Source organism: Breznakibacter xylanolyticus (genome assembly GCF_003254275.1).
In the GTDB taxonomy this organism is placed as follows: domain Bacteria; phylum Bacteroidota; class Bacteroidia; order Bacteroidales; family Marinilabiliaceae; genus Breznakibacter; species Breznakibacter xylanolyticus.
On sequence record NZ_QKZK01000002.1, the window covers coordinates 198,800 to 220,533 of the forward strand.

The following is a 21,734-nucleotide window of genomic DNA, read 5'->3' on the forward strand; positions in this document are numbered from 1 at the left end:
CAAACCTGTTTCGGAATACGATGAGAACGATTAGAACATCGATTCAGGCACTGCCAATCATTGCGAATGACATGATGCAAATCACAAAACCGCCCTAACCACAAGGTTTTTGATTTCAGTCACTCACTCCAAAAGATGAAAGACCCAAAAAAAATCAATGATTAAATAACATTCGTCAATTTATTTGTTGCACATTCCAAAAACTGTTTTAAATTGAGAAACATATATCACCATCAATTACAACCTGCATTAACAATATGATGCAAACAACAGGTTAATTGACACATACAATCAACACAATAGAAACAAACACAAACACTCACAACAAAGAAGTTATTGTTCCACTATATTAATTTTAACTTAATTATTAACTAAAACTTAATGCCATGAACAATCTTCAAGAGAATAAACTGAAGATGTATGGTGTGGTATGCTCCACATGCGATCAATATCAATCGGTCACCGATTCATTGCCGCAATTTACCAACAACCGAATGATGCTAAAAGAGTGCATCAACAACATTTCGGCGCATTCGAGCCGGCAAATGGAAAACCGAAAAGGTCTCACAGCCTCACAAAAAGAGGTACGAAGCATCCTTGAGAGGCTCATCGTTGAGCAACTATTCAAAATTAAAGCGTGCGCCAAGCTTACTGGAAATGTGCAACTCATGAGCGACTGCAGCATTTCACCCAGCCGCATCTCTACGATGTCAGCGATTCGTCTGCGCGACTTTGCAAGCCTTATGTATAGTCGTGCTCAGGAAAACATGAACGATCTTCGCTCTTTTCAAGTCTCCGAACAAAGCCAACAAGACTTGCAAGCTGCGATTGACCGCTTTTGGGAGTCGCTCAACAGCACGCACATGAACCGAAACATGAGCACTCAAAACACGCGACTGCTCCACTCTTGTTTCAAAGAAGCCGATAAAATTCTGATAGCCATGGACACTGTGGTGGAAATTGTTCGCAATAGTCAATCCGATTTTTATTCGGCCTACAAACAGGCTCGCCACGTGGTGGATCTGGGCAGTAGCAAACTTGATTTGCGAGGACAAGTAATTGACTCTCTCACAGGTGAACCCATTAAAGGAGTCACCATCACCTTTTCAGAAGTATCACCAAACTCGCGCACCAAAGCCAATCGCGTTTTGGTAAAAAAGAGTGCCAACAAAGGTGGTTTTTACATCCGCAATATGGCCAATGGAACCTACAACGTTTCCGCTCAAAAAGAAGGCTATACCGAACAGGTCTCGAGCGTGGTGATCACGGATGGCACAAAAAATGAACTCAACATCAAACTCTCCTCTAATTGATGTAGAATTCAAAATTGGAACAATAACACCAAAGCCCGAAGACTTTCGTCTTCGGGCTTTTACTTATTTAAGAGCCACTACAGACAACACAACCATTCACTCCCCTTCCATAAATTGTTTTGGTGATTTCCCGTACATCTCTTGAAAACGTTTGGCAAAATACGAATGATTACTAAACCCGACCAAATACATCACCTCTGCCACAGTAAAAGTCCTTTTCGACAATAGTGTGGCTGCTTTCTTAAGCCGAACACTGCGAATATAATCAACGGCCGTTTGTCCTGTAAGCGCTTTAATACGCCGATACACCTGTTTGGCACTGTAGCCCGACTTTTCGCTAAGTCGATTCACATTTAATTCCGGGTTGGTCAACTCCTCTTCAATAATGGCAGTAATGGTTTGCAAAAACTTTTCATCCCCCGATACAACCTCTGGTGTCGTGGGCTCAATGATGGCCTGCTGCCGTACCTTCTGCACCATCAATCGTCGAGCTCGCAACACTTGATGAAGCCGATCGGCCAAATAACCAATTTCAAATGGCTTAGCAATAAAAGCATCAGCCCCCGTACGATAACCCGTCAGTTCCGTCCCTCTATCATCGCGTGCTGTGAGCATCACTACGGGAATGTGCGAGGTGGTGATGTTTTCTTTCAGTTTGCGGCACATCGTCAACCCATCCATCACCGGCATCATAAGATCGGTTACAATGATATCGGGCAACTCACTCATGGCTGCATCCAACCCTTCCAGACCATTTTGTGCTGTCAGGCAACGATATTCGCGCGACAATTGTGTCGACAAAAAAGAAAGAATCTCCTGATTGTCCTCCACGATGAGCAACAAAGGCCTGTCTGTTCGATTCTCATCTTGAATACTCACTGCCAACAAGGGGTGAGTCTCATGCTCTTCATCGTGAACCAACTGACGGAGGGGTAATACCACCTCGATGGTGGTGCCGCGCACACCATCTGACAAAGCGGTCACACGCCCTCGATGCTGCGTCACATACTCCCTTACGATGGACATACCCACACCACTTCCTTCCCTGTTCTGCGCCAAAGTGTGCTCCGAACGGAAAAAACGATCAAACACGTGGGGCAAGTCGTCCGGATGAATGCCCGGCCCCTGATCGATGATGCGAACCATCACGTCATCGCCCATCGCTTCAATCACGACTTGAATCTTAGAACCATCAGGGGCAAATTTGGCCGCATTCGACAAGATATTATTGAATACAGCCTCCAACTTCAACACATCCCCTTCAATAGGCAAAACATCACAAACGCTTTGAACAGCAATGGTAACCTGCCGCATGGACAATGATTTATCGAATACGGCGATGAGCCCTCGGAGCAGAGCCACGACATCTATGGAGGATACCATTAATCCGGCACTTCCACCCTCTTGGCGACCAGCATCAACCAATTGACGAATTAAATCACCCATTTTACGAGCATTCTGTCGAACATCAGCCAGGGCTTCCTTCAACTCAGGCGACTTTACCTGCTCCATTAATTTGCCCAATGGCCCAATAATGAGGCTTAACGGCGTTTTCAACTCGTGCGAGATATTAGTCAGAAAGTCGATTTTGTGTGCCGTCAGTTCCATGGTTTTTATTTTCTCCAACCGCTCGTATCGCAAACGGTTTAACACCAACCAATAATTCACCAATGCGAAAACCAATAAAACAAAGATCACCGAATAAAATAATTTGGACCACCATGTGAGATACCAGGGATGACGAACAGTCACATTCATCAAATAAGCGTCTCCAACCGGCTGCCCATCGCTGCCCACATACGACACCTCTAATAAATATTTACCCGGACGTAAATCCGTGTATGAAATACGACAAGCACCCGGTTCCAAAAAACGCCACTGTGCATCTACGCCTTGCAGCCGATAAGCATATTGTATCGCGGCTGATTCACCATATTGAAACCCCGAAAAAGCAAACGACACATTGTTCTCATGAGCCCTGAGCTCCAAATCACGGGCAAACCGAAGACTCCCCAACACTCCCAAATTCTGAGCACCAATACCATCAACCAGCTCATCATTGACCCACAAACCGGTCAAATAAACAGGGCGATATTTAAGATATCCCAAGGCACCTTCAGTGGTCAGAGTCACCAATTCATTAATCCCTCCCGCCACCACTGCGCGTGATGCAGCATGATAGCTTACCGATGAGAAATAATTGATACCGGCGCTAATCTGTCTGACAGCCAATGTATGCTTATCAATGACAAACAACCCGGCTGTAGAACTGACCCATACTTGATTATCGTCATCAGCCAATCCATTAATGGAGGCTTGACTCAATCGGGCATCTGTGATTTGTTCCTGTGTATAATCATCCACACGCATGCGTACCACTTGATTCCCCAAAGCCACCCACACATAAACATCTTTGTCAACCAACATGGCCGTTACATCATCCGATGGCAATGCATTAGTGGACGATTGAGTTGTGAATTGAATCACCCGCCCGGTGAAATGGTCAATTTTATTCACCCCGCCTCGATATACAGCCACCCACATATGACCATACACATCAGCTGCGACACTTTGTGGCATCGTTCCTGATAAGGCACTGGCTCCGCCATGCGAATGATAGTTTCGAAGTGCCGTGACCGGTCGCCCCCTCGATTGTTTCAACTGCTGTTTATCCACCACAAACACCCCACCCAAACAAGTGGCAATCCATAAAGCACCGGTATCGTCTTGTGTAATGGCATACGCCCAGTTAGCATTACGCATGCCCGAAGTGTCTTCAATCCGATAACGCTCAAATTCCGACGATGTCTCATCATAACGGCAAATGCTGCCATCGGTGGCAATCCAAATCTCTCCGTCTCGGTCTTCATAAATATGCCTCACTTTATTGTGGGGCAAGGGATGCTCCTTACTGTTTTGCTGAAACCATACGCTTCGCCCAATTTTGCGATCCGTCATTATGAGTCCGTTGGTACCCCCCAACCATAGTCGTCCTTTCGTGTCGGTCAACAAAGAAATGATCTGATTTCCCTCGGTCGAGCCGGTCAGTTCATTCACCGACTGTCGCACAATATGATCGTGATGCACATACAACGATACTCCCCCATCTGTCCCCAACCAGATATTCGCATCGCGATCGGCATACACCGACCATACAATATTATTAATCAAAGAACGATTATTCAGCGCATTGTGACGAATTAAGCGATGCTCCCCACTCACAGGATCATACACAAACAAACCATTGTCCGTTCCCGTCCAAAGACATCCCTGATTATCGAGAAACAACGACTTAACCGAGTTACCACGCAACAAAGCCACCTCATGCGACTGCCCCGTGGCCGGATAATAAGCCCACAGCCCACCTTCAACCCCCACCCAGATACACGATCGGGCATCATCGACCAATAACGAAAGAATTAAACGATTGGATGTGTCATTATCACTGCCCAGAGGTATCATCTCAAAACGATCCTCGTCTTTTTGATAACGACACAACCCGTTGTAAGTCCCCATGTAATAACTATTGGCGCTATATCGCATGATGGTATAAATAGCCTGATGAGGCAACAAACTTTCAGCAACGCGCAGCGCCTTGCCCGTAAGGGCATCATAACGAAACAACCCGTTCATACTACCTAACCAATAGTGAGATCCATCGAGGTGCTCGATGGCACGAATATTATCGGGCAATCCCGCAGGCATGGTTTCTATTCGATCGTCTTGAATATTGTACACCAGCAATCCGGTCTCCGCGCCCAACCACAGATGAATAGAGTCCGGCATAAACATGGTATTAATAACCCCATCAACCGCACCAGTGCCCATGGTATCAGCCTGCCCGTAACGACGCGCCATGTAGCCATCGTAACCATACAAACCATTATTGGTACCCAGCCACATCATTCCCCAATAATCCTGAACCATACTGTGTACCACCGAAGCATTCAGCCCCTGCCGCCGATCCACAGATGTAAATTCATGGGAACGCAAACCATGTGACCACAACCACGGCGTCCCCATTACAAACATCACCATCAACGATAACCAGGATCGAATTATTTTTATAGTATTAGAACGAAAACATTTCATTTGGCAATAAATATCAAATGTGAGTATCAAGACATCAAACAAGATACTGACGCCTCATATACATCAAACAAAAATACACTATCCATCACACCTGTTAACCTTTCTCAACAGTATTTTCCCCTTCATCACCATCCTTGTCTATTTTGTGGCTTGTTTTGTCCAAAATATATCCACCATGTCCGATTTATGTCATGCTTTGACAAGCCTCGACAGGACATTTCCTTGCCCAGTTTGTAATTTTAAAAAGTGCAAGCCATACGAAAGAACACATTATATCACCAGCCATAAGCTAAAATTTGCACCAGTTACAAAATCGAAATAAATAAACATCCAATATATGTCATACACACGCCTTTTATCACTGCTATTGCTGACAACCCTGTTCGTTTCTTCACCAGCTCAAGGAAAAAAGCCACATGTGGTCATCGACTCCCGCGGCGTCATGCGCAAAGCGACAGATGGCTCCGAGCTCCACGGCTTTGGAGTGAACTATTCTCTGCCTTTTGCACATGAATACCGAATGGTGAAACAACGCGGCATCCGCATCGAAGAGGCCATTGACCGCGATGTGTACCACATGACTCGCTTAGACATTGATTTGTATCGGGTACATGTATGGGACACCGAGATTTCCGACTCGTTGGGCAACCTCATCCAAAATGACCATCTGCGTCTGTTCGACTACACCATTCATCAAATGAAAAAACGTGGCATGCGTTTCATCATCACCCCCATTGCGTTTTGGGGAAACGGATGGCCCGAAAATGATGAACCCACGCCAGGATTCTCTCACAAATATGGCAAAGCCGACTGCCTTACACACCCCGAAGCCATCAAGGCGCAAGCCAATTATTTGTTCCAGTTCCTCAATCATGTCAATGCATACACCGGCATTGCTTATAAAGATGAAACAGACATTGTGGCTCTGGAAATATCCAATGAGCCGCATCATAAAGGAACAGCAAAAGAGGTCACACAATACATTAACACCATGGTGAAGGCCATGCGCAAAAGCGGAACCCAAACACCCATCTTTTATAACATGAGCCACAGCATTCATTTGGCAGATGCTTATATGAATGCCAACATACAGGGCGGTACATTTCAATGGTATCCCACTAACCTGGTGGCCAATCACCAAATTGACGGTAACTTTTTACCTCATGTGGCCGACTATGTCATTCCATTTGCCAACCATCCCAAGTTCGGTAAGATGGCCAAGATTGTTTATGAATTCGACCCGGCCGATGTGGGAACCAACGTGATGTATCCAGCCATGGCCATAGCGTTTCGCAAAGCAGGCATGCAGTTGGCCAACCAATTTGCTTACGACGCCATCGACTGGGCTCCATTCAACACCAATTACGGCACCCATTTTATGAATCTGGCATACGCTCCGGCTAAGGCCATTAGCCTGAAAATTGCATCCGCAGTATTCCACAACATGCCCATGGGCTCCCAAAAACAACCGGATGCACTGCTGATTGACTACCCCAACGACCTGACACAATGGAACACACCCGAAAAATTCTTTTATAGCAACACCACATCACATCATCCCATTAATGTCACCGCATTACAAGAGATTGCCGGATGTGGCTCCTCGCCCGTAATACAATATGATGGCACCGGCAGCTACTTTCTCGATCGAATCAGCAATGACGTGTGGCGCCTGGAAGTGATGCCCGATGCCTGGTGGATTGACGATCCTTACAGCAAAGCAAGCCCTTCGGCTCAAAAAGCAGCCGTGATGCATGCGACCCGCAACATGTGCATCGAGCTACCCACGCTGGGAAAGCAATTCACCATGCGTGCCATCAATGATGGCAACCACTTTTCAGCCACAGTAAAAGAAGGAGCCTTTACCATCCGTCCGGGTGTTTACCTGCTCAGCAACCGCGCCGAATCACTGAACATGGATATCACCCAAACATATCGTCACATCCGCCTCAACGAATATGTAGCACCGGCCAGCGACCTGCCAAACACCGCATTATGGAACCACACACCCGCCGAACAGATCGCCGGTCAATCCGTCAACATCCAATTCACGGCTGTCAGCCCCGATTCCATTCTTGCGGTTAAATGCGTAACGACCCTCAACGAACGCTGGGAAACCCTCACCGCAAACAGCACGGGAGCCAACAGTTACCGCATTGACCTGCCCAATGACATGCCCAGGGTTGGATTATTGCAATATCGCATCATCATCGAGACCACCACTGGCACATATACATTTCCATCAGGAGAGCAGGGCGATCCATGGCGCTGGGACAACATTCACAATCCCGTCTACACACTACGCCTCTCTCCCAAAGCAAGTCAACTGGTTCTTTGGGAAGCCGAAAATGATTGGGAACACTCCTATAAAACATGGTATCCAACGGTGAACCTGATGCCCACAGCACAACACACCGTGAGCCTCAACATTGCCTTTCCGGAACTGCCTGCTCCCGACGTTATAAACCCTGACAAAAAAAGTTATGCCTTCAAATTCTTCTCGGGGCATCGTCTAAATGGTCGTCAACATGAAATAACAGAGAAAAAACACCTGATGCTGAAAGTAACCAACAACCAACCAACAGCTCAGCCCATCGAAGTGGGTCTTTCGGACAAAAATGGCAGCGTGGCGGCAGCTCGGGTGACACTCAAGCCGGGGCAATCGGTTTACAGTCTTCCCCTTTCGGCGTTGCAGCCGGCGAAATATCTCATCATTCCACGACCATATCCCGATTTCCTGCCCTATGAAACCAATTCAAACCAAAATCCCATTGACCTTTCGCAAACTGAAACACTGCAACTGGAAGTGATGCCCGGTGAATCACCCATTGTTAATATTGACATTGAAAAAATATGGATGGAATAAGAACAGATGATGATTGCGGTGAAGTCCCGCTCAATCCACTCTCAATGACATCCACATCACACACATCATATTTTAAAAGCAACAACATGAGACAATCATTTTTCGGGATAATTGCCGCGACCGGGTTGCTCCTGGGAGCCTGCAACACACCACCCGGTTTGCCCCAAAACGTCAACTTCAATCACGGATGGCGTTTCCACAAAAGCGACGACACACTGATGCATCCCCCCGTGGATGCCACATGGGATTCGGTGAGCCTGCCTCACACAGCCAACGTGGAGCCTTTGGTCATTATGAAACAATGGCAAGGCATCTGTTATTACGAAAAACAATTTAAGGTCTCCCCTGACGATCGCGACAAAACATTGTCCCTTCAATTTGATGCAGCCATGAATGTGGCTGATGTGTGGGTAAACGACCAACACATGACCCGTCACCTGGGTGGCTACCTTCCCTTTGTCATCCAACTGAACGACGTCATTCGCTTTGATACGATCAACACCATTCGTGTGCGCCTGGACAATCGCGACAATCCGGTGACCGGCCCCAAGCCCATGGATATCCTCGACTTTAACATGTACGGCGGAATTTACCGCAATGTGCATCTGTTGGTAAAAAATCCCGTTCATCTCACCAATCCAATCACCGCCAACACCGAAGCCGGCGGAGGCGTATTCTTTGCCACCACACAGGCAAGTACGGATGCAGCACAGTTCCACATCAAATCACAGGTGAAAAACGCCGGATCTACCAATGTTAATATTCACGTGGTTAATCTCCTGATAGACGACAAGGGTCAAACCGTTGGTTCCTACCCTTCCGAAACCATCACACTGGCTTCGGGAGCCATTGGCGAGCTGCCGGTAGTCGGATCTCTGCAACACCCCCGGTTATGGTCTCCCTCCCAACCCGCGCTTTACACCCTCAAAACACAGGTGTTTGCCAATGGCATCCTCAGCGATGAGCAAATGACCCGTGTGGGCATCCGCACCATCAAAATTACCAACGAAGGATTGTGGATCAATGGCGAGAAAACCTTTTTGCGCGGGGTGAATCGTCACCAGGAATACCCCCATGTGGGATATGCCTTAAGCGATGCGGCACAATATCGCGATGCATACAAAATCAAACAAGCCGGATTCGACTATGTGCGTGCATCGCACTACCCCATGTCACCCGCATTTATGCATGCCTGCGACGAATTGGGCATCATGGTGTTGGACGCCATCCTGGGCTGGCAATATTTTGGCGACGATGCATTTGAGAAACTGGCGCTGCAATCGAGCCGCGAGCTCATTCGACGCGACCGTAACCATCCGTGTGTGCTGGCGTGGGAACTTTCAATCAACGAAACCACCATGCCGGCCAGTTTCATGGACAGCGCATCCATCATCGCACATCGTGAATATCCCTTTAACAGCTGCTATTCGGCCGGATGGGTGCGTCAGGCCTACGATATTTACATCGAAGCCCGCCAACATCGCCATGGCCTTTATCCCGACAAGCCATTATTGGTGAGCGAATACGGCGATTGGGAATATTATGCCCAAAATGCCGGGTTCAATCAGGAAGATTGGCAAGACTTGCTCGAAGAAGAGCGCACCAGTCGCCAACCTCGCGAATCAGGCGAGAAACGCATGCTGCAACAAGCCATCAACATCCAGGAAGCCCATAACGACAACCTCTCCACACATGCTTTTGGCGATGGTTATTGGGTGATGTACGACTACAACCGGGGCATGGCACCCGATCACGAATACTCGGGCATCATGGATATCTTCCGTCTGCCCAAATTCAGCTACTATTTCTTCCAAAGCCAACGCAGTGTCGATGCCAATCGGGTTATGAGCGCCCCCATGGTGTTTGCTGCCACCTATTGGCAACCGGGCATCAGCAACAGCGTGAGGGTGTTTAGCAATTGTGATGAAGTAGAGCTACTGGTAGACAACCGTTCCATGGGACGACAAAAGCCCGACCAGAATAACATCTCCAATCATCTGCACCACCCTCCCTTTACCTTTGATGTGGCCTGCACACAACCCGGCACCATCAAAGCCATTGGATACCTGAAGGGCAAAGCCGTGGCTGAACACACCGTTACCACAGCCGGGGAACCACAACAACTCACCATCATCATTGATGAAAGCGGCAAGGCACCCCAACGCAACGATGTGATCATCGTTCATGCCACCGTTGCAGACGCCAACAATATGCAGGCACATTTATACAACGAAAATGTGACCTTCGACGTAGAGGGTGCACAAGTCATTGGCCCGGCACACACACCGGCACGCGCCGGCATTGCATCCATCATCATCCGTACCGGCAACATTCCGGGAAAAATCACCATCAAAGCCACCACAGGGCACATCACTGCGAAACCAATTCAAATCAATGTTCAATAAAAATCCAAGGTCTATCAAATCAAAAAAATCCGTTATGAATTTAAACGTTCTCAATCGACGCTGGTGCACACTCTGTTTGATGCTGTGCATGACATTGGTCGGATGGATGAGTCCGATGCAGGCGCAACAAAGCCGCACTGTCACCGGAACCATCACCGACCAGGACAATATTCCCATGATAGGGGTCACCATCATGGTTCCGGGCACCACCCTGGGCACCATCACCAACAATGATGGACAATACTCACTGTCGGTACCCGCTGAGTTTACCCAACTGCAAATCTCCTTCATGGGTTACGAAACAGTGGTGAGTGACATTCCGGCCAACCGGGTACTCAATGCGCAGCTCAATGAAGAAACACATTCGCTTGGCGACGTTGTGGTCATTGGTTATGGGACGCAACGCAAAGGCGATCTCACCGGTTCCATAGCCAATGTGAACAGCAAGGACTTCAACCAAGGGATGATTGGCTCACCCGAGCAGCTCATCAACGGGAAAATTGCCGGGGTGCAAATCATGAGCAATGGCGGTTCGCCCACAGCGGGCAGCTCCATACGCATCCGTGGCGGCGCTTCGCTCAATGCCAACAACGATCCGCTCATTGTGCTCGATGGGGTGCCCCTGGAGATTGGCGGCATCAGCGGCAACAGCAACAACTTTTTGAGCCTGATCAACCCCAACGACATCGAGAGCATGACCGTACTGAAGGACGCTTCGTCAACAGCCATCTATGGGTCGCGTGCCTCCAACGGGGTCATCATCATCACCACCAAGAAAGGTGCGGCCGACAAGATGAAAATCAACGTGAGTTCCACCAATTCGATCCAAACCAAGACCAAGCTGGCCGAGATGTTGTCGAGAGATGAATTCGTTCAGGTGGTGAATCAAAACGGTTCGGACGCACAAAAAAACCTGTTGGGAAGTGCACAAACCGATATGAACGACGAAATTTTTCAAATGGCCTATGGCACCGACAACAACGTGAGTCTCTCGGGCACATACAACAAACTACCCTATCGCGTTTCGGTGGGTTACTACAATCAGGATGGCATCCTGATGACCGACAACGCCCAACGTGCCACCGGCAACCTGTCGCTATCACCCTCGCTGTTAAACGATTTTTTGAAATTGAACATCAATGTAAAGGCATCGCACAACAGCAACCGATTTGCGATCAACGATGCCATTTGGGGAGCCTCGACCTGGAACCCCACGCAGCCCATCTATTCGGGCGTTTCGGCCTATGGCGGATACAACGAAGCGCTTGAATCAAACGGAGAGCCCGTTACCGGAGCAGTAATCAATCCCGTGGGCTTACTCAAGCAACATCATTCAACCAGCACCATCAATCGGGTGATTGGGAACTTTGATGTGGATTACAAACTGCATGTGTTGCCCGACATGCGATTCCATGCCACACTGGGATACGATTATGCCAAGGGTCAGGGCGACATTGAAGTGCCTGCCACAGCCGCTCAGTACTTCATGTCGGGCGGTCGCGACTATTCGTATGGTCCACAGGAAAACACCAACCGTCTGCTCACCACCTATCTGAACTACAACAAAACCATCGGCATGCACGCCATTGACGCCATTGCCGGTTACGACTATCAATACTGGAAAAGCTACACCGGCGCATACGAACAAACCAACGTGGCCGGTGAATCGCAAACCTCAACGGCAGCCAACGACCAGCGCCACGTATTGCTCTCGTACTATGGCCGATTGAACTACACCCTGATGTCGCGATACATGCTCACGGCTACCGTACGTCAGGACGGCACCTCGCGTTTCAGCCAGGATAACCGCTGGGGTACTTTCCCTTCGGTGGCATTGGGATGGCGCTTATCGGAAGAAGCCTTTCTGAATGAATGGGATGCTCTCACCAATTTAAAGCTGCGAGGCAGCTATGGCGTCACCGGCCAACAGGATGGCATTGGGAATTATGCTTATCTGCCCGTTTATACCATCAGCCAAAACGGTGCCGGCTATTTCAACAGTTACACCTATCGTCCGCAGGCTTATGACGCCAACCTGAAGTGGGAAACCACCACTGCCTACAACTGGGGTCTCGACTTTGGATTCTTCAACAACCGCCTGTCGGGAAGCATCGATTACTACACCCGTCAAACCGAGGACTTATTAGCGCGTGTGCCATCGGCAGCAGGTACCAATTTTGATAAAACCATCATGACCAACGTTGGAAATGTTGACAGCGAAGGTTGGGAGATGGTGATCAACGCCACACCGGTGGACAATGATAACTGGACATGGAACCTGACCGTAAATGCCAGCACACAAAGCATGAAGGTTAAGAATCTTTCGCTGGTCAAGAACGCCGAAATCACCAACACGCCGGTGGGGCCCACCATCGACAGCTATAATTTTCAGGTTCTCACCGAAGGTTACGAGCCTTATATGTTCTACGTTTACCATCAACTGTACGATCCGCAGGGCAAACCCATCGAAGGAGCCTATGCCGACCTTAACAACGATGGCACCATCAACTCATCCGACTTGTACCGCTACCACTCGCCGGCTCCCGACTACATCTTCGGGTTGAGCAGCACGCTGCGCTACAAACAATGGAACCTGGGCATGAGCCTGCGTGCCAATGTGGGCAACTATGTGTACAATGGCATGGCCATGAACACAGGCGCATTCAACACCATGTCGTACAACAGCGCCCAGCTCAACAACCTGTCGGCAAGTTATCTTGATACACGCTTCACCAGTCGTCAATACCTATCGGATTACTATGTGGAAAATGCATCGTTCCTGAAGATGGATAACCTCACACTGGGCTACAACTTTGGACGCATCAACAACTGGTTCAACCTTAACGCCACGGCCATGGTGCAGAATGTGTTTACCATTACCAACTACAGCGGTGTGGATCCCGAGGTTCCCCAGGGAATGGATCGCTCGTTCTACCCGCGCCCGCGCATTTTCTCACTGAGCCTGGGATTGGATTTTTAATCATTTCAATCATCGCACAGCAGGTTTCATTGATCCATACAACAGAAACATCCTGTGCCCATAAAATATACAACAATGAAAAAAACACTATATCTCGCCGCCATTGTGCTCGCCACTTCGCTGAGCGCATGCACCGACGATTTGGATCAGATGCCCAACACGAGCACCACGTCGTCACAGGTTTACACCACGGCAGCCAATTACAAAGCCGTGCTGGGCAAACTCTACGCCTCTTTTGTGATTGCAGGACAAGAGAAAGACGGCAACAAAGACCTTTCGAGCAACCTGGGCTTCGATTACATGCGTTATTACTTTAACCTTCAGGAGTGTGGCACCGATGAAGTGGCTTCCACCTGGCTGGAAGGCGACAAACTGCGTGATGTCACTTTTTTGAACTGGGATGCCAACGACCCTTGGGTTTCGGACATGTATTACCGGGCTTATTACACCATTGCGCTGGCCAATGAGTTGATCCGCAACGCCACCGACAGCAAAATCAGTGGTTTTAGCGACGCCGAGCAGGCCTCTTTGCGCACCTATCGTACCGAAGCACGTTTTCTGCGAGCATTGGCTTACTATCATGTGCTCGATCTTTACCGCAATGCCCCCTTTGTGACGGAAAACGACCCTGTGGGCGCCTTTATTCCCCCGCGATACACAGCCGAAAAGCTGTTTCAATACATCGAATCGGAACTACTGGCCATCAACGAGAGCCTTCCCGCGCGCCAAACGGTCGAATATGGTCATGCTCCGCAGGCTGCTGCATGGACGTTGCTGAGCCGTCTTTACCTCAACCACAAGGTGTATCTCGAAAAAGAAGATGCTGCTTATTACACTCAGTGCATCACTTGGTGTAACAAGGTGATTGCAGCCGGTTATACCATTGAAGGCGATTATGCCAAACTGTTCAATGCTGACAACCACCTTCGCACCAACGAAATCATCTTCCCATTGGTGGTCGATGCCACCCTCACCTCGAGCTGGGGTGCCTCTACCAGCATCATTTGCGGCGCATCCAACGCCGATTCAAAAACATTGTTGGGCGTGAGCAGCGAATGGAACTCGTTCCGCACACGTGGCGAACTCACCAACAAGTTTGACGACGACGATCGCCGGGGCATGTTCTACACGCAGGGACAAACCCAATTCATTGAAGCCATGGATAACCAGGTGCACGGGTATTTAAGCCTGAAATGGACCAACCTGAACGATGCCGGCGAAGCCGTGTCGAACACCGCCAAAGACGGCGTGAGTACCGACTATCCGATGTTTCGCCTGGCAGATGTGTATTTGATGCTGGCCGAAGCTCATGTACGCGGCGGAGCAGGAACCTCGCTCGACATTGCCACCGGCTACGTGAACCAATTGCGCGAACGTGCTTACGGTGACAACTATGCCACCAAAGGCCAAATTACCAAAAGCGCCCTCACCCTGCCATTTCTCATCGACGAACGTGCCCGCGAACTCTATTGGGAAGGCGTGCGACGCACCGACCTGATTCGTTTCGGGATGTTTACCACTGCCGATTACATCTGGCAATGGAAAGGCGGCATCAAAGAAGGGAAAGCGGTGGACAAGAAATACAATATCTACCCCATCCCGGCCACAGAACTGAGTGCCAACCCCAATTTGAAGAATGAGAATTATTAAAAAAAGTGACTAAGGGATATCGTACCAAAATTGCAACGCATGAAATTGGAAATGATCACTCATTGTCGTTTAGTGAATGTCAGACAAGAAGATTTGCAGACATCTGACAGATAGATGAGACTGAAGAAACAAAGGCAACAGATTTAAAACCGTTCTTCATCACATCATTTATCGCCTTCTTCCTTTGACGACACAACATTGAATGCTAACTGCAAATGAGAACCGAATCATCTGCGAAATCGGCGGACAATCAAAGACAAAAGGCTCATGGCCATTCATGCATAAAGAACCAATAAACGTTTAAAATCAGCATCCTTAAGTCCCCCAATTGGGGGATAAGGGGGCAAAAAAATAATCACATGAGACATATAAAAAGCTACATAGCCGCCCTAAGCCTGCTGCTCACCATAGCAGCCTGCGATAAAGAGGGCGATCAGATGGTGGTGTCGGGGCTGGAGGCCTCACAACTCACTGCCACCACCGACAATTTGGTGCTCAACAAATCGTTGCGCAATCAGCAGGTGCTTTCACTGGTGTGGAGCAGCAGTGACCTCACCGTCAGTGATGAGTCAGCGGCCATCCCGTCAGGATTTCCCATTTACACCCTACAAGCATCGGCCTCCGAAGATTTCAGCAAGGTCATTGCCTATCCCGAGGCGTCGCTCTCGCACAGCTTTACCGGTGCCGAGCTCAACACCCTGGCCAACACTGCCGGCTTGCCCGTCGATGTGGCCTCGCCCCTCTACTTTCGCATGCTCACCCAACTGGGCAACAACCTGGCGCCCGCCATCAGCCAGGTGATAAAAGTGAGCGTGACCCCGTATTTTATCGACATGACCAAGTTGTTCGTATTGAGTAAAGATCAATCCACCACGTTGGCCACCCTCTCATCGCCCACGGCCAACGGCGAATACGCCGGCTTTATATCGGCAACCGGATGGATGAACGTTTACATGATGGAAGGAGACGATACCCTGTGGGGAAATGATGGCGTCACCGGCAAAGACTTTGCCCTCTCGTCGGACACCAAAACACATTGGAACTGCTGGTTCCCGGGTTCCAAGGGGTGCTACTACATCACCATGAGCACCAATAACAAAGCGTGGACAGCGACCTTCATGCCCGACATCACCGTGGGGGGTGACGTGAGCGCAACCCTGGCCTTCGACACCAAAGACAACCTGTGGAAAGGCACCGTGATCACCACTGCCGACAACGCCAACATCACCCTCAGCAGCAAAGGAGACAAATACGATGTTACAACGGGTGCTTCGCAATCGACCGAAAGCCATCTCTTCTTTGCCGAAAGCTCAACCGGCGTGCTCACCCTTGCCGAAGCAGCCGGCAACATTGCTGTTGCCAAAGCCGGAACTTACACCCTGAAAATTGACCTGAACAACCCCACCCAATGGACGTATGAACTCACCTCGGGCATCGAAGAAGAAGAGGAAGAGGTTATCACCACCCTGTATTTGCCCGGTATTGACGACAAAACAAAAGGCGGATGGGTGTTTGACAGCTTTATCAACCAATCGTCGGACGAAGGCATCTTCATTGGTGTGGTCTATGTTGACTCAAACGAAGGCTTCATCATGCACACAGTGAAAGACGACTGGAGCAGCACCTATTTCTCGATGGGCGAAACCGAAGGCACGCTGGTGAAAAACGGTTCTCCCAAGAAGAGCATCACCGCTCCGGCCGCCGGCACCTACATCCTCACCGTCAACCTCAACACATTGACATACTCCTTTAAGGCACTAGGAGATGTGTTGTATCTTTACGGCCTTAATGATGCATGGAATTTCAACACCACCATTGCCAAAACAGGCAACGGCACCTATTCGGGCACCGCAGTGGTCACTCAAAAATCGGAATGGGGTTTCAAACTGGCCATTGAGAACGGCAACTGGGATGATTTCTTTGGGGGCTATGAAGGAACGCTTTACTTTAAGGGAGGCAACATCACCGATGATGCCACCCCGGGAACCTACACCATCAACGTTGACCTCATCAATGGCACCTATCAAATGACATTGCAATAATTCAGCCCGGTGATTCCCGGTGTGATTCATTGTTTCACAGAGTAAGAATAAACGCAGAGACTCAAAGGCGCTGAGTTATTTTATTGCGCCATGCGTTTAAATAACAAAGCAGATAACTCAAAGAGTCATATAGTAGTTTTTAATGAACACAGAGGCACAGAGTTTTTTTTTAAAGTTGTGTTGTGCGTTAGAGATACGATTACACCTGTGTTCAAATAAAAAAGCTGATAACTCAAAAGAGTTATATAGTAGAAACACTGAGATGGCACAGAGGGTCACCGAGGAGATATACCATTTTTTAAACAACTTTGATTTGATGACAAACGGTTGTTCTCCCCACGGGGAAAACTTCAATCGGTTTTCAAATCATCAACATCCAAAAAACAATTTCCCGACATCCCCCTTCGGGGGGATGAGGGGCAAAAAAACCTTTATGAAACTACGCAACATATATCTTGCAGCCGTCATCGCCCTGGGCATCACCGCCTGCAGTGACAATGACAACGACACCCCGGTGACGCCCGAAGTTCCGGTGGTCGAAAAATTCGCCAAGGGAGCCGACGTGAGCTGGCTCACCCAAATGGAAAAACAAGGCATGAAGTTCTACAATGTCAACGGCCGTCAAACCGAAGGCATGCAACTGATGCAGGAGCTGGGCATGAATGCCATTCGCCTGCGCGTGTGGGTGAACCCCGCCGACGGCTGGTGCAATGCGGGCGACATGTTGGTGAAAGCCATCCGTGCCAACGAACTGGGTTTGCGATTGATGATTGATTTTCATTACAGCGACTCGTGGGCCGACCCCGCCAAGCAAGACAAACCTGCCGCTTGGGCATCGCTCACCTTTGATGAGCTCAAAACAGCCGTGGCCACTCACACCACCCAGGTGCTCACCCTGCTCAAAACACACAACATCACCCCCGAATGGGTGCAGGTGGGCAACGAAACCGGTAACGGCATGTTGTGGAGCGATGGGAAAGCATCGGAAAACATGGCACAATATGCTGCCCTCAACAATGCCGGCTATGATGCCGTGAAGGCCGTGTTCCCTTCCGCCAAGGTGATTGTGCATTTGCAAAACGGGCACAACAACAACCTGTTTCGATGGCTCTTTGACGGTCTGAAGAACAATGGAGGCAAATGGGATGTCATTGGCATGTCGCTGTACCCCAATCTGCTTGCCGACACCCCCTGGAAAACCACCAACGACAACTGTGTCACCAATATTGAGGACATGATAAGCCGTTACAACAGCGAAGTCATGATTTGCGAAGTGGGTTACGACGTGTCGGATCCCCTGACGGCAAAGGCATTCCTGAGCGACCTCATCGGCCGCACCAAGGCCATCGCCAACGACAAGTGTCTGGGTGTGTTTTACTGGGAACCTCAGGCCTACAACAGCTGGAATGGTTACAACATGGGGGCGTTCGACACCAATGGCCAACCCACTGCGGCCATGGATGCATTCAAATAACGCCCGAAGCCACAAATGCACATAAAAAAGACGGGAGGTTGATGGATTTTACACCATCAACCTCCCGTCTTTTTATATTGAAACGACAATCAATGCCGCTGTTTCAATATTATTGAGATCGGATGTGAGTCTCAAGACGCAAGATACAAGACTGTTTCAACAAGACAGATTCAGGTCAAACGGCCACTGTTTAGGCTCAAGTAAAAACGATTGAGCTCAAACGGCCGCCGTTTAGGCTCAAGTAAAAATGATTGGGCTCAAACGGCCGCCGTTTAGGCTCAAGTAAAAATGATTGGGCTCAAACGGCCGCCGTTTAGGCTCAAGTAAAAAAGATTGAGCTCAAACGGCCGCCGTTTAGGCTCAAGTAAAAACGATTGGGCTCAAACGGTCGCCGTTTAGGCTCAAGTAAAAATGATTGGGCTCAAACGGTCGCCGTTTGACCCGACACAGATACTCACCTTAAAAGCCGTTAATCAATGAACCGTTCTACCATATTCCCATAAGCATCGATGCGTCGGTCGCGCAAAAAAGGCCAGATGCGGCGCACATCTTCGCTGCGAGCCATGTCAACCTCAACCAGCAAATTCACTTCGTCGTGATGGGGAGCCGATGCCACCATTTCGCCTTGCGGGCCGGCCACAAAGCTGTTGCCCCAAAACTGAATGCCATTGGTTTGCGCCGATGGGTCGGGCTCATGACCGGTTCGGTTGACCGAAATAACAGGCAAACCGTTGGCCACGGCATGTCCGCGTTGCGAGATGATCCAGGCATTGAGTTGACGCGACTTCTCGTCGTCGGTATCGGAACTCTCCCAGCCAATGGCAGTGGGATAAATGAGCATGTCGGCACCACGCAAAGCCATCAGGCGGGCAGCTTCGGGATACCACTGATCCCAGCACACCAATACGCCCAGTTTACCCACCGATGTGGCAATGGGTTCAAACCCCAAATCGCCAGGCGTGAAATAAAACTTCTCGTAATAAGCCGGATCGTCGGGAATGTGCATCTTACGATACTTGCCGGCGATTGTCCCATCGGTTTCAAACACCACGGCCGTGTTGTGATACAGCCCCGGTGCCCGTCGTTCAAAGAGCGATGTCACCAGCACAATTTTCAATTCGGCAGCCAAGGCTCCATAAAACTGAGTCGAAGGCCCCGGGATGGGTTCAGCCAGATCGAACAGGGAGGTATCTTCGGTTTGGCAAAAGTACAAACTGTTGTGCAACTCCTGCAACACCACCAACTGCGCCCCCTGTTGCGCCAATTGACGCACATTGGATGCCAGCTTTTTCTTGTTGGCCTCCACATCAGCAGTGATGGCTTGTTGTACCAATCCGACTTTTAAGGTTTTCATGTGATTATAATTTAGCCCCCTAATCCCCCAAAGGGGGACTTTGGAATGTTTCGATTTTATTATTGTGGAGTAACCTCACCTTCACTCCCTCTTGCACTTCTGCACTCATGTACTTTTGCACTCTCATGCTTAGCTACTTTCTTGCTTTTGCACTTTTGCACTTTTGTACTCTTGCACTCTTGCACTCTCCTGCTTAGCTACTTTCTTACTTTTGCACTCTTCCACTCCTCCACTCTTCCACTCTTCCACTCTCTTCACTCAGGCACTTTGCTACTTTGCCGCTTTGCTACTTTCCATCCCCTCACCCCAACACCCCTTCGGGGAACTGCATGGTCACGCAATGCAGCGATCCATGTTGCTTGATTAGGGTAATGCAGTCGATGGAAACAATCTCGCGATCGGGAAAGGCGACCTGCAACGCATCCACAGCCTCCCGATCCTTTGCGCTGCCATACACGGGCAACAACACAGCGCCGTTGATGATTAGGAAATTGGCATAGGTGGCAGGAATGCGCTCCTCTTCGTAAAACACAGCATCAGCCATGGGCAATGGCACCAGTTTGTAGGGTTGCCCGTTGAGCTGCTTTAAGGCCATCAGCTCCTTTTCCATGGCATCCAACTCGGTAAAATGCTCATCGTTGGGGTCGTCGCACTTGACGTAAGCAATGGTATCGACCGAGCAAAAACGCGCCAGAGTGTCCACATGACTGTCGGTATCGTCGCCGGCCAGGTAACCATGGTTGAGCCACAGGACCCGCTTCACGCCCAGGCGTTCAATCAATTGTTGCTCCACATCGTGACGGTTCCACTCATCGTTGCGATTGGGCGAAAGCAAACATTCCGAGGTGGTCAGCAAGGTTCCCTCGCCATCCGACTCCAAACTGCCCCCTTCGAGCACCATGTTGCGATGATTTTCGTAACCCACCCCCTCGGCAAACACCTCGCGGTCGAACAATCGAGACGTAATCAGGTTGTCTTTTCCCGAAGCGAACTTCAATCCCCAACCGTTGAACTTAAAATCGAGCAACACCGGACGGCCATTCCGCATCAACGTGAGCGGCCCATGATCACGCGCCCAGGTATCGTTGCTCTCCACGTGTTCCACCATCAACCGATGGTCATCCACCTCGGGAAACAACGCCCGCACATGCGACACATCGTGACACACAATCAACAATTTTTCGCGTTTGAGAATCTCACGGGCAATGTTGATGAAGCAATGCTCAGCTTCGTTGAGAATATCGGCCCAATCGGTGTTGATGTGCGGCCAGGTGAGCATCACCCCACTTTGGGGTGCCCATTCTGCCGGAAATATGGTGTGTGTGGTTGGCATGACGATAATGTTTTGGGACGTTGACTTGAGTGTTTTGTGTTTCAATATCGTTTAGTTAAGCCCCAATGGGGCGCCAGCAACAGAGCAGGGCAAAGCCCTGTTTAAATTAAAAAACAAACTCAAGCCCTGAAGGGGCGTAAGCTTACGCCCCTTCAGGGCTCTAAGATTGAGTCTGCATTCATCGTTGGGCGATGCCCAACGCTGCTGCTTATCGCCCTTTCAGGG

Annotated in this window: 10 protein-coding genes; 7 read left to right on the plus strand and 3 right to left on the minus strand. The window is 49.4% G+C overall.

The features are described from left to right. Positions 1–386: 386 nt before the first annotated feature. A complete protein-coding gene (locus tag LX69_RS02030; protein ID WP_111444142.1) occupies positions 387–1,313 on the plus strand; it encodes a carboxypeptidase-like regulatory domain-containing protein in 927 nt (308 codons plus the stop codon). A gap of 96 nt (positions 1,314–1,409) precedes the next feature. Here LX69_RS02030 and LX69_RS02035 read toward each other — a convergent pair whose 3' ends face one another. After that, complete coding sequence (locus LX69_RS02035) at positions 1,410–5,351, minus strand: hybrid sensor histidine kinase/response regulator transcription factor (protein WP_170124196.1); 3,942 nt, start codon at positions 5,349–5,351, stop codon at positions 1,410–1,412. A 391-nt stretch (positions 5,352–5,742) separates the two neighbouring features. Between LX69_RS02035 and LX69_RS02040 the strand changes: the two genes are divergently transcribed. The 6 genes from LX69_RS02040 (at position 5,743) to LX69_RS02065 (ending at position 18,822) form a co-directional block, all read left to right on the plus strand. Next, positions 5,743–8,271, plus strand: coding sequence for a cellulase family glycosylhydrolase (locus LX69_RS02040; RefSeq protein WP_111444144.1), 2,529 nt, complete (start codon positions 5,743–5,745; stop codon positions 8,269–8,271). 86 nt (positions 8,272–8,357) lie between these two features. Then, on the plus strand, positions 8,358–10,676 hold the full coding sequence (locus LX69_RS02045; RefSeq protein ID WP_170124197.1) for a glycoside hydrolase family 2 TIM barrel-domain containing protein: 2,319 nt from the start codon (positions 8,358–8,360) through the stop codon (positions 10,674–10,676). Positions 10,677–10,710: 34 nt separating this feature from the next. Further along, entirely contained in the window at positions 10,711–13,656 is a 2,946-nt protein-coding gene (locus LX69_RS02050) for a SusC/RagA family TonB-linked outer membrane protein (RefSeq protein WP_111444146.1), read from the plus strand. 75 nt (positions 13,657–13,731) lie between these two features. Further along, a complete protein-coding gene (locus tag LX69_RS02055) occupies positions 13,732–15,306 on the plus strand; it encodes a RagB/SusD family nutrient uptake outer membrane protein (RefSeq protein ID WP_111444147.1) in 1,575 nt (524 codons plus the stop codon). A 359-nt stretch (positions 15,307–15,665) separates the two neighbouring features. Further along, positions 15,666–17,348 (plus strand): DUF5114 domain-containing protein, encoded by a 1,683-nt coding sequence (locus LX69_RS02060; protein ID WP_111444148.1) that lies wholly within the window; start codon positions 15,666–15,668, stop codon positions 17,346–17,348. Between the two features lie 433 nt (positions 17,349–17,781). Further along, complete coding sequence (locus LX69_RS02065; protein WP_111444177.1) at positions 17,782–18,822, plus strand: glycoside hydrolase family 53 protein; 1,041 nt, start codon at positions 17,782–17,784, stop codon at positions 18,820–18,822. 469 nt (positions 18,823–19,291) lie between these two features. On the opposite strand, the gene LX69_RS02070 is transcribed toward LX69_RS02065, so the two are convergent. Together LX69_RS02070 and LX69_RS02075 are read right to left on the minus strand one after the other, a co-directional pair. Then, positions 19,292–20,176, minus strand: coding sequence for a carbon-nitrogen hydrolase (locus LX69_RS02070; RefSeq protein WP_111444149.1), 885 nt, complete (start codon positions 20,174–20,176; stop codon positions 19,292–19,294). A gap of 301 nt (positions 20,177–20,477) precedes the next feature. Next, positions 20,478–21,509 (minus strand): agmatine deiminase family protein, encoded by a 1,032-nt coding sequence (locus LX69_RS02075; RefSeq protein WP_111444150.1) that lies wholly within the window; start codon positions 21,507–21,509, stop codon positions 20,478–20,480. Between the last annotated feature and the right edge of the window lie 225 nt (positions 21,510–21,734).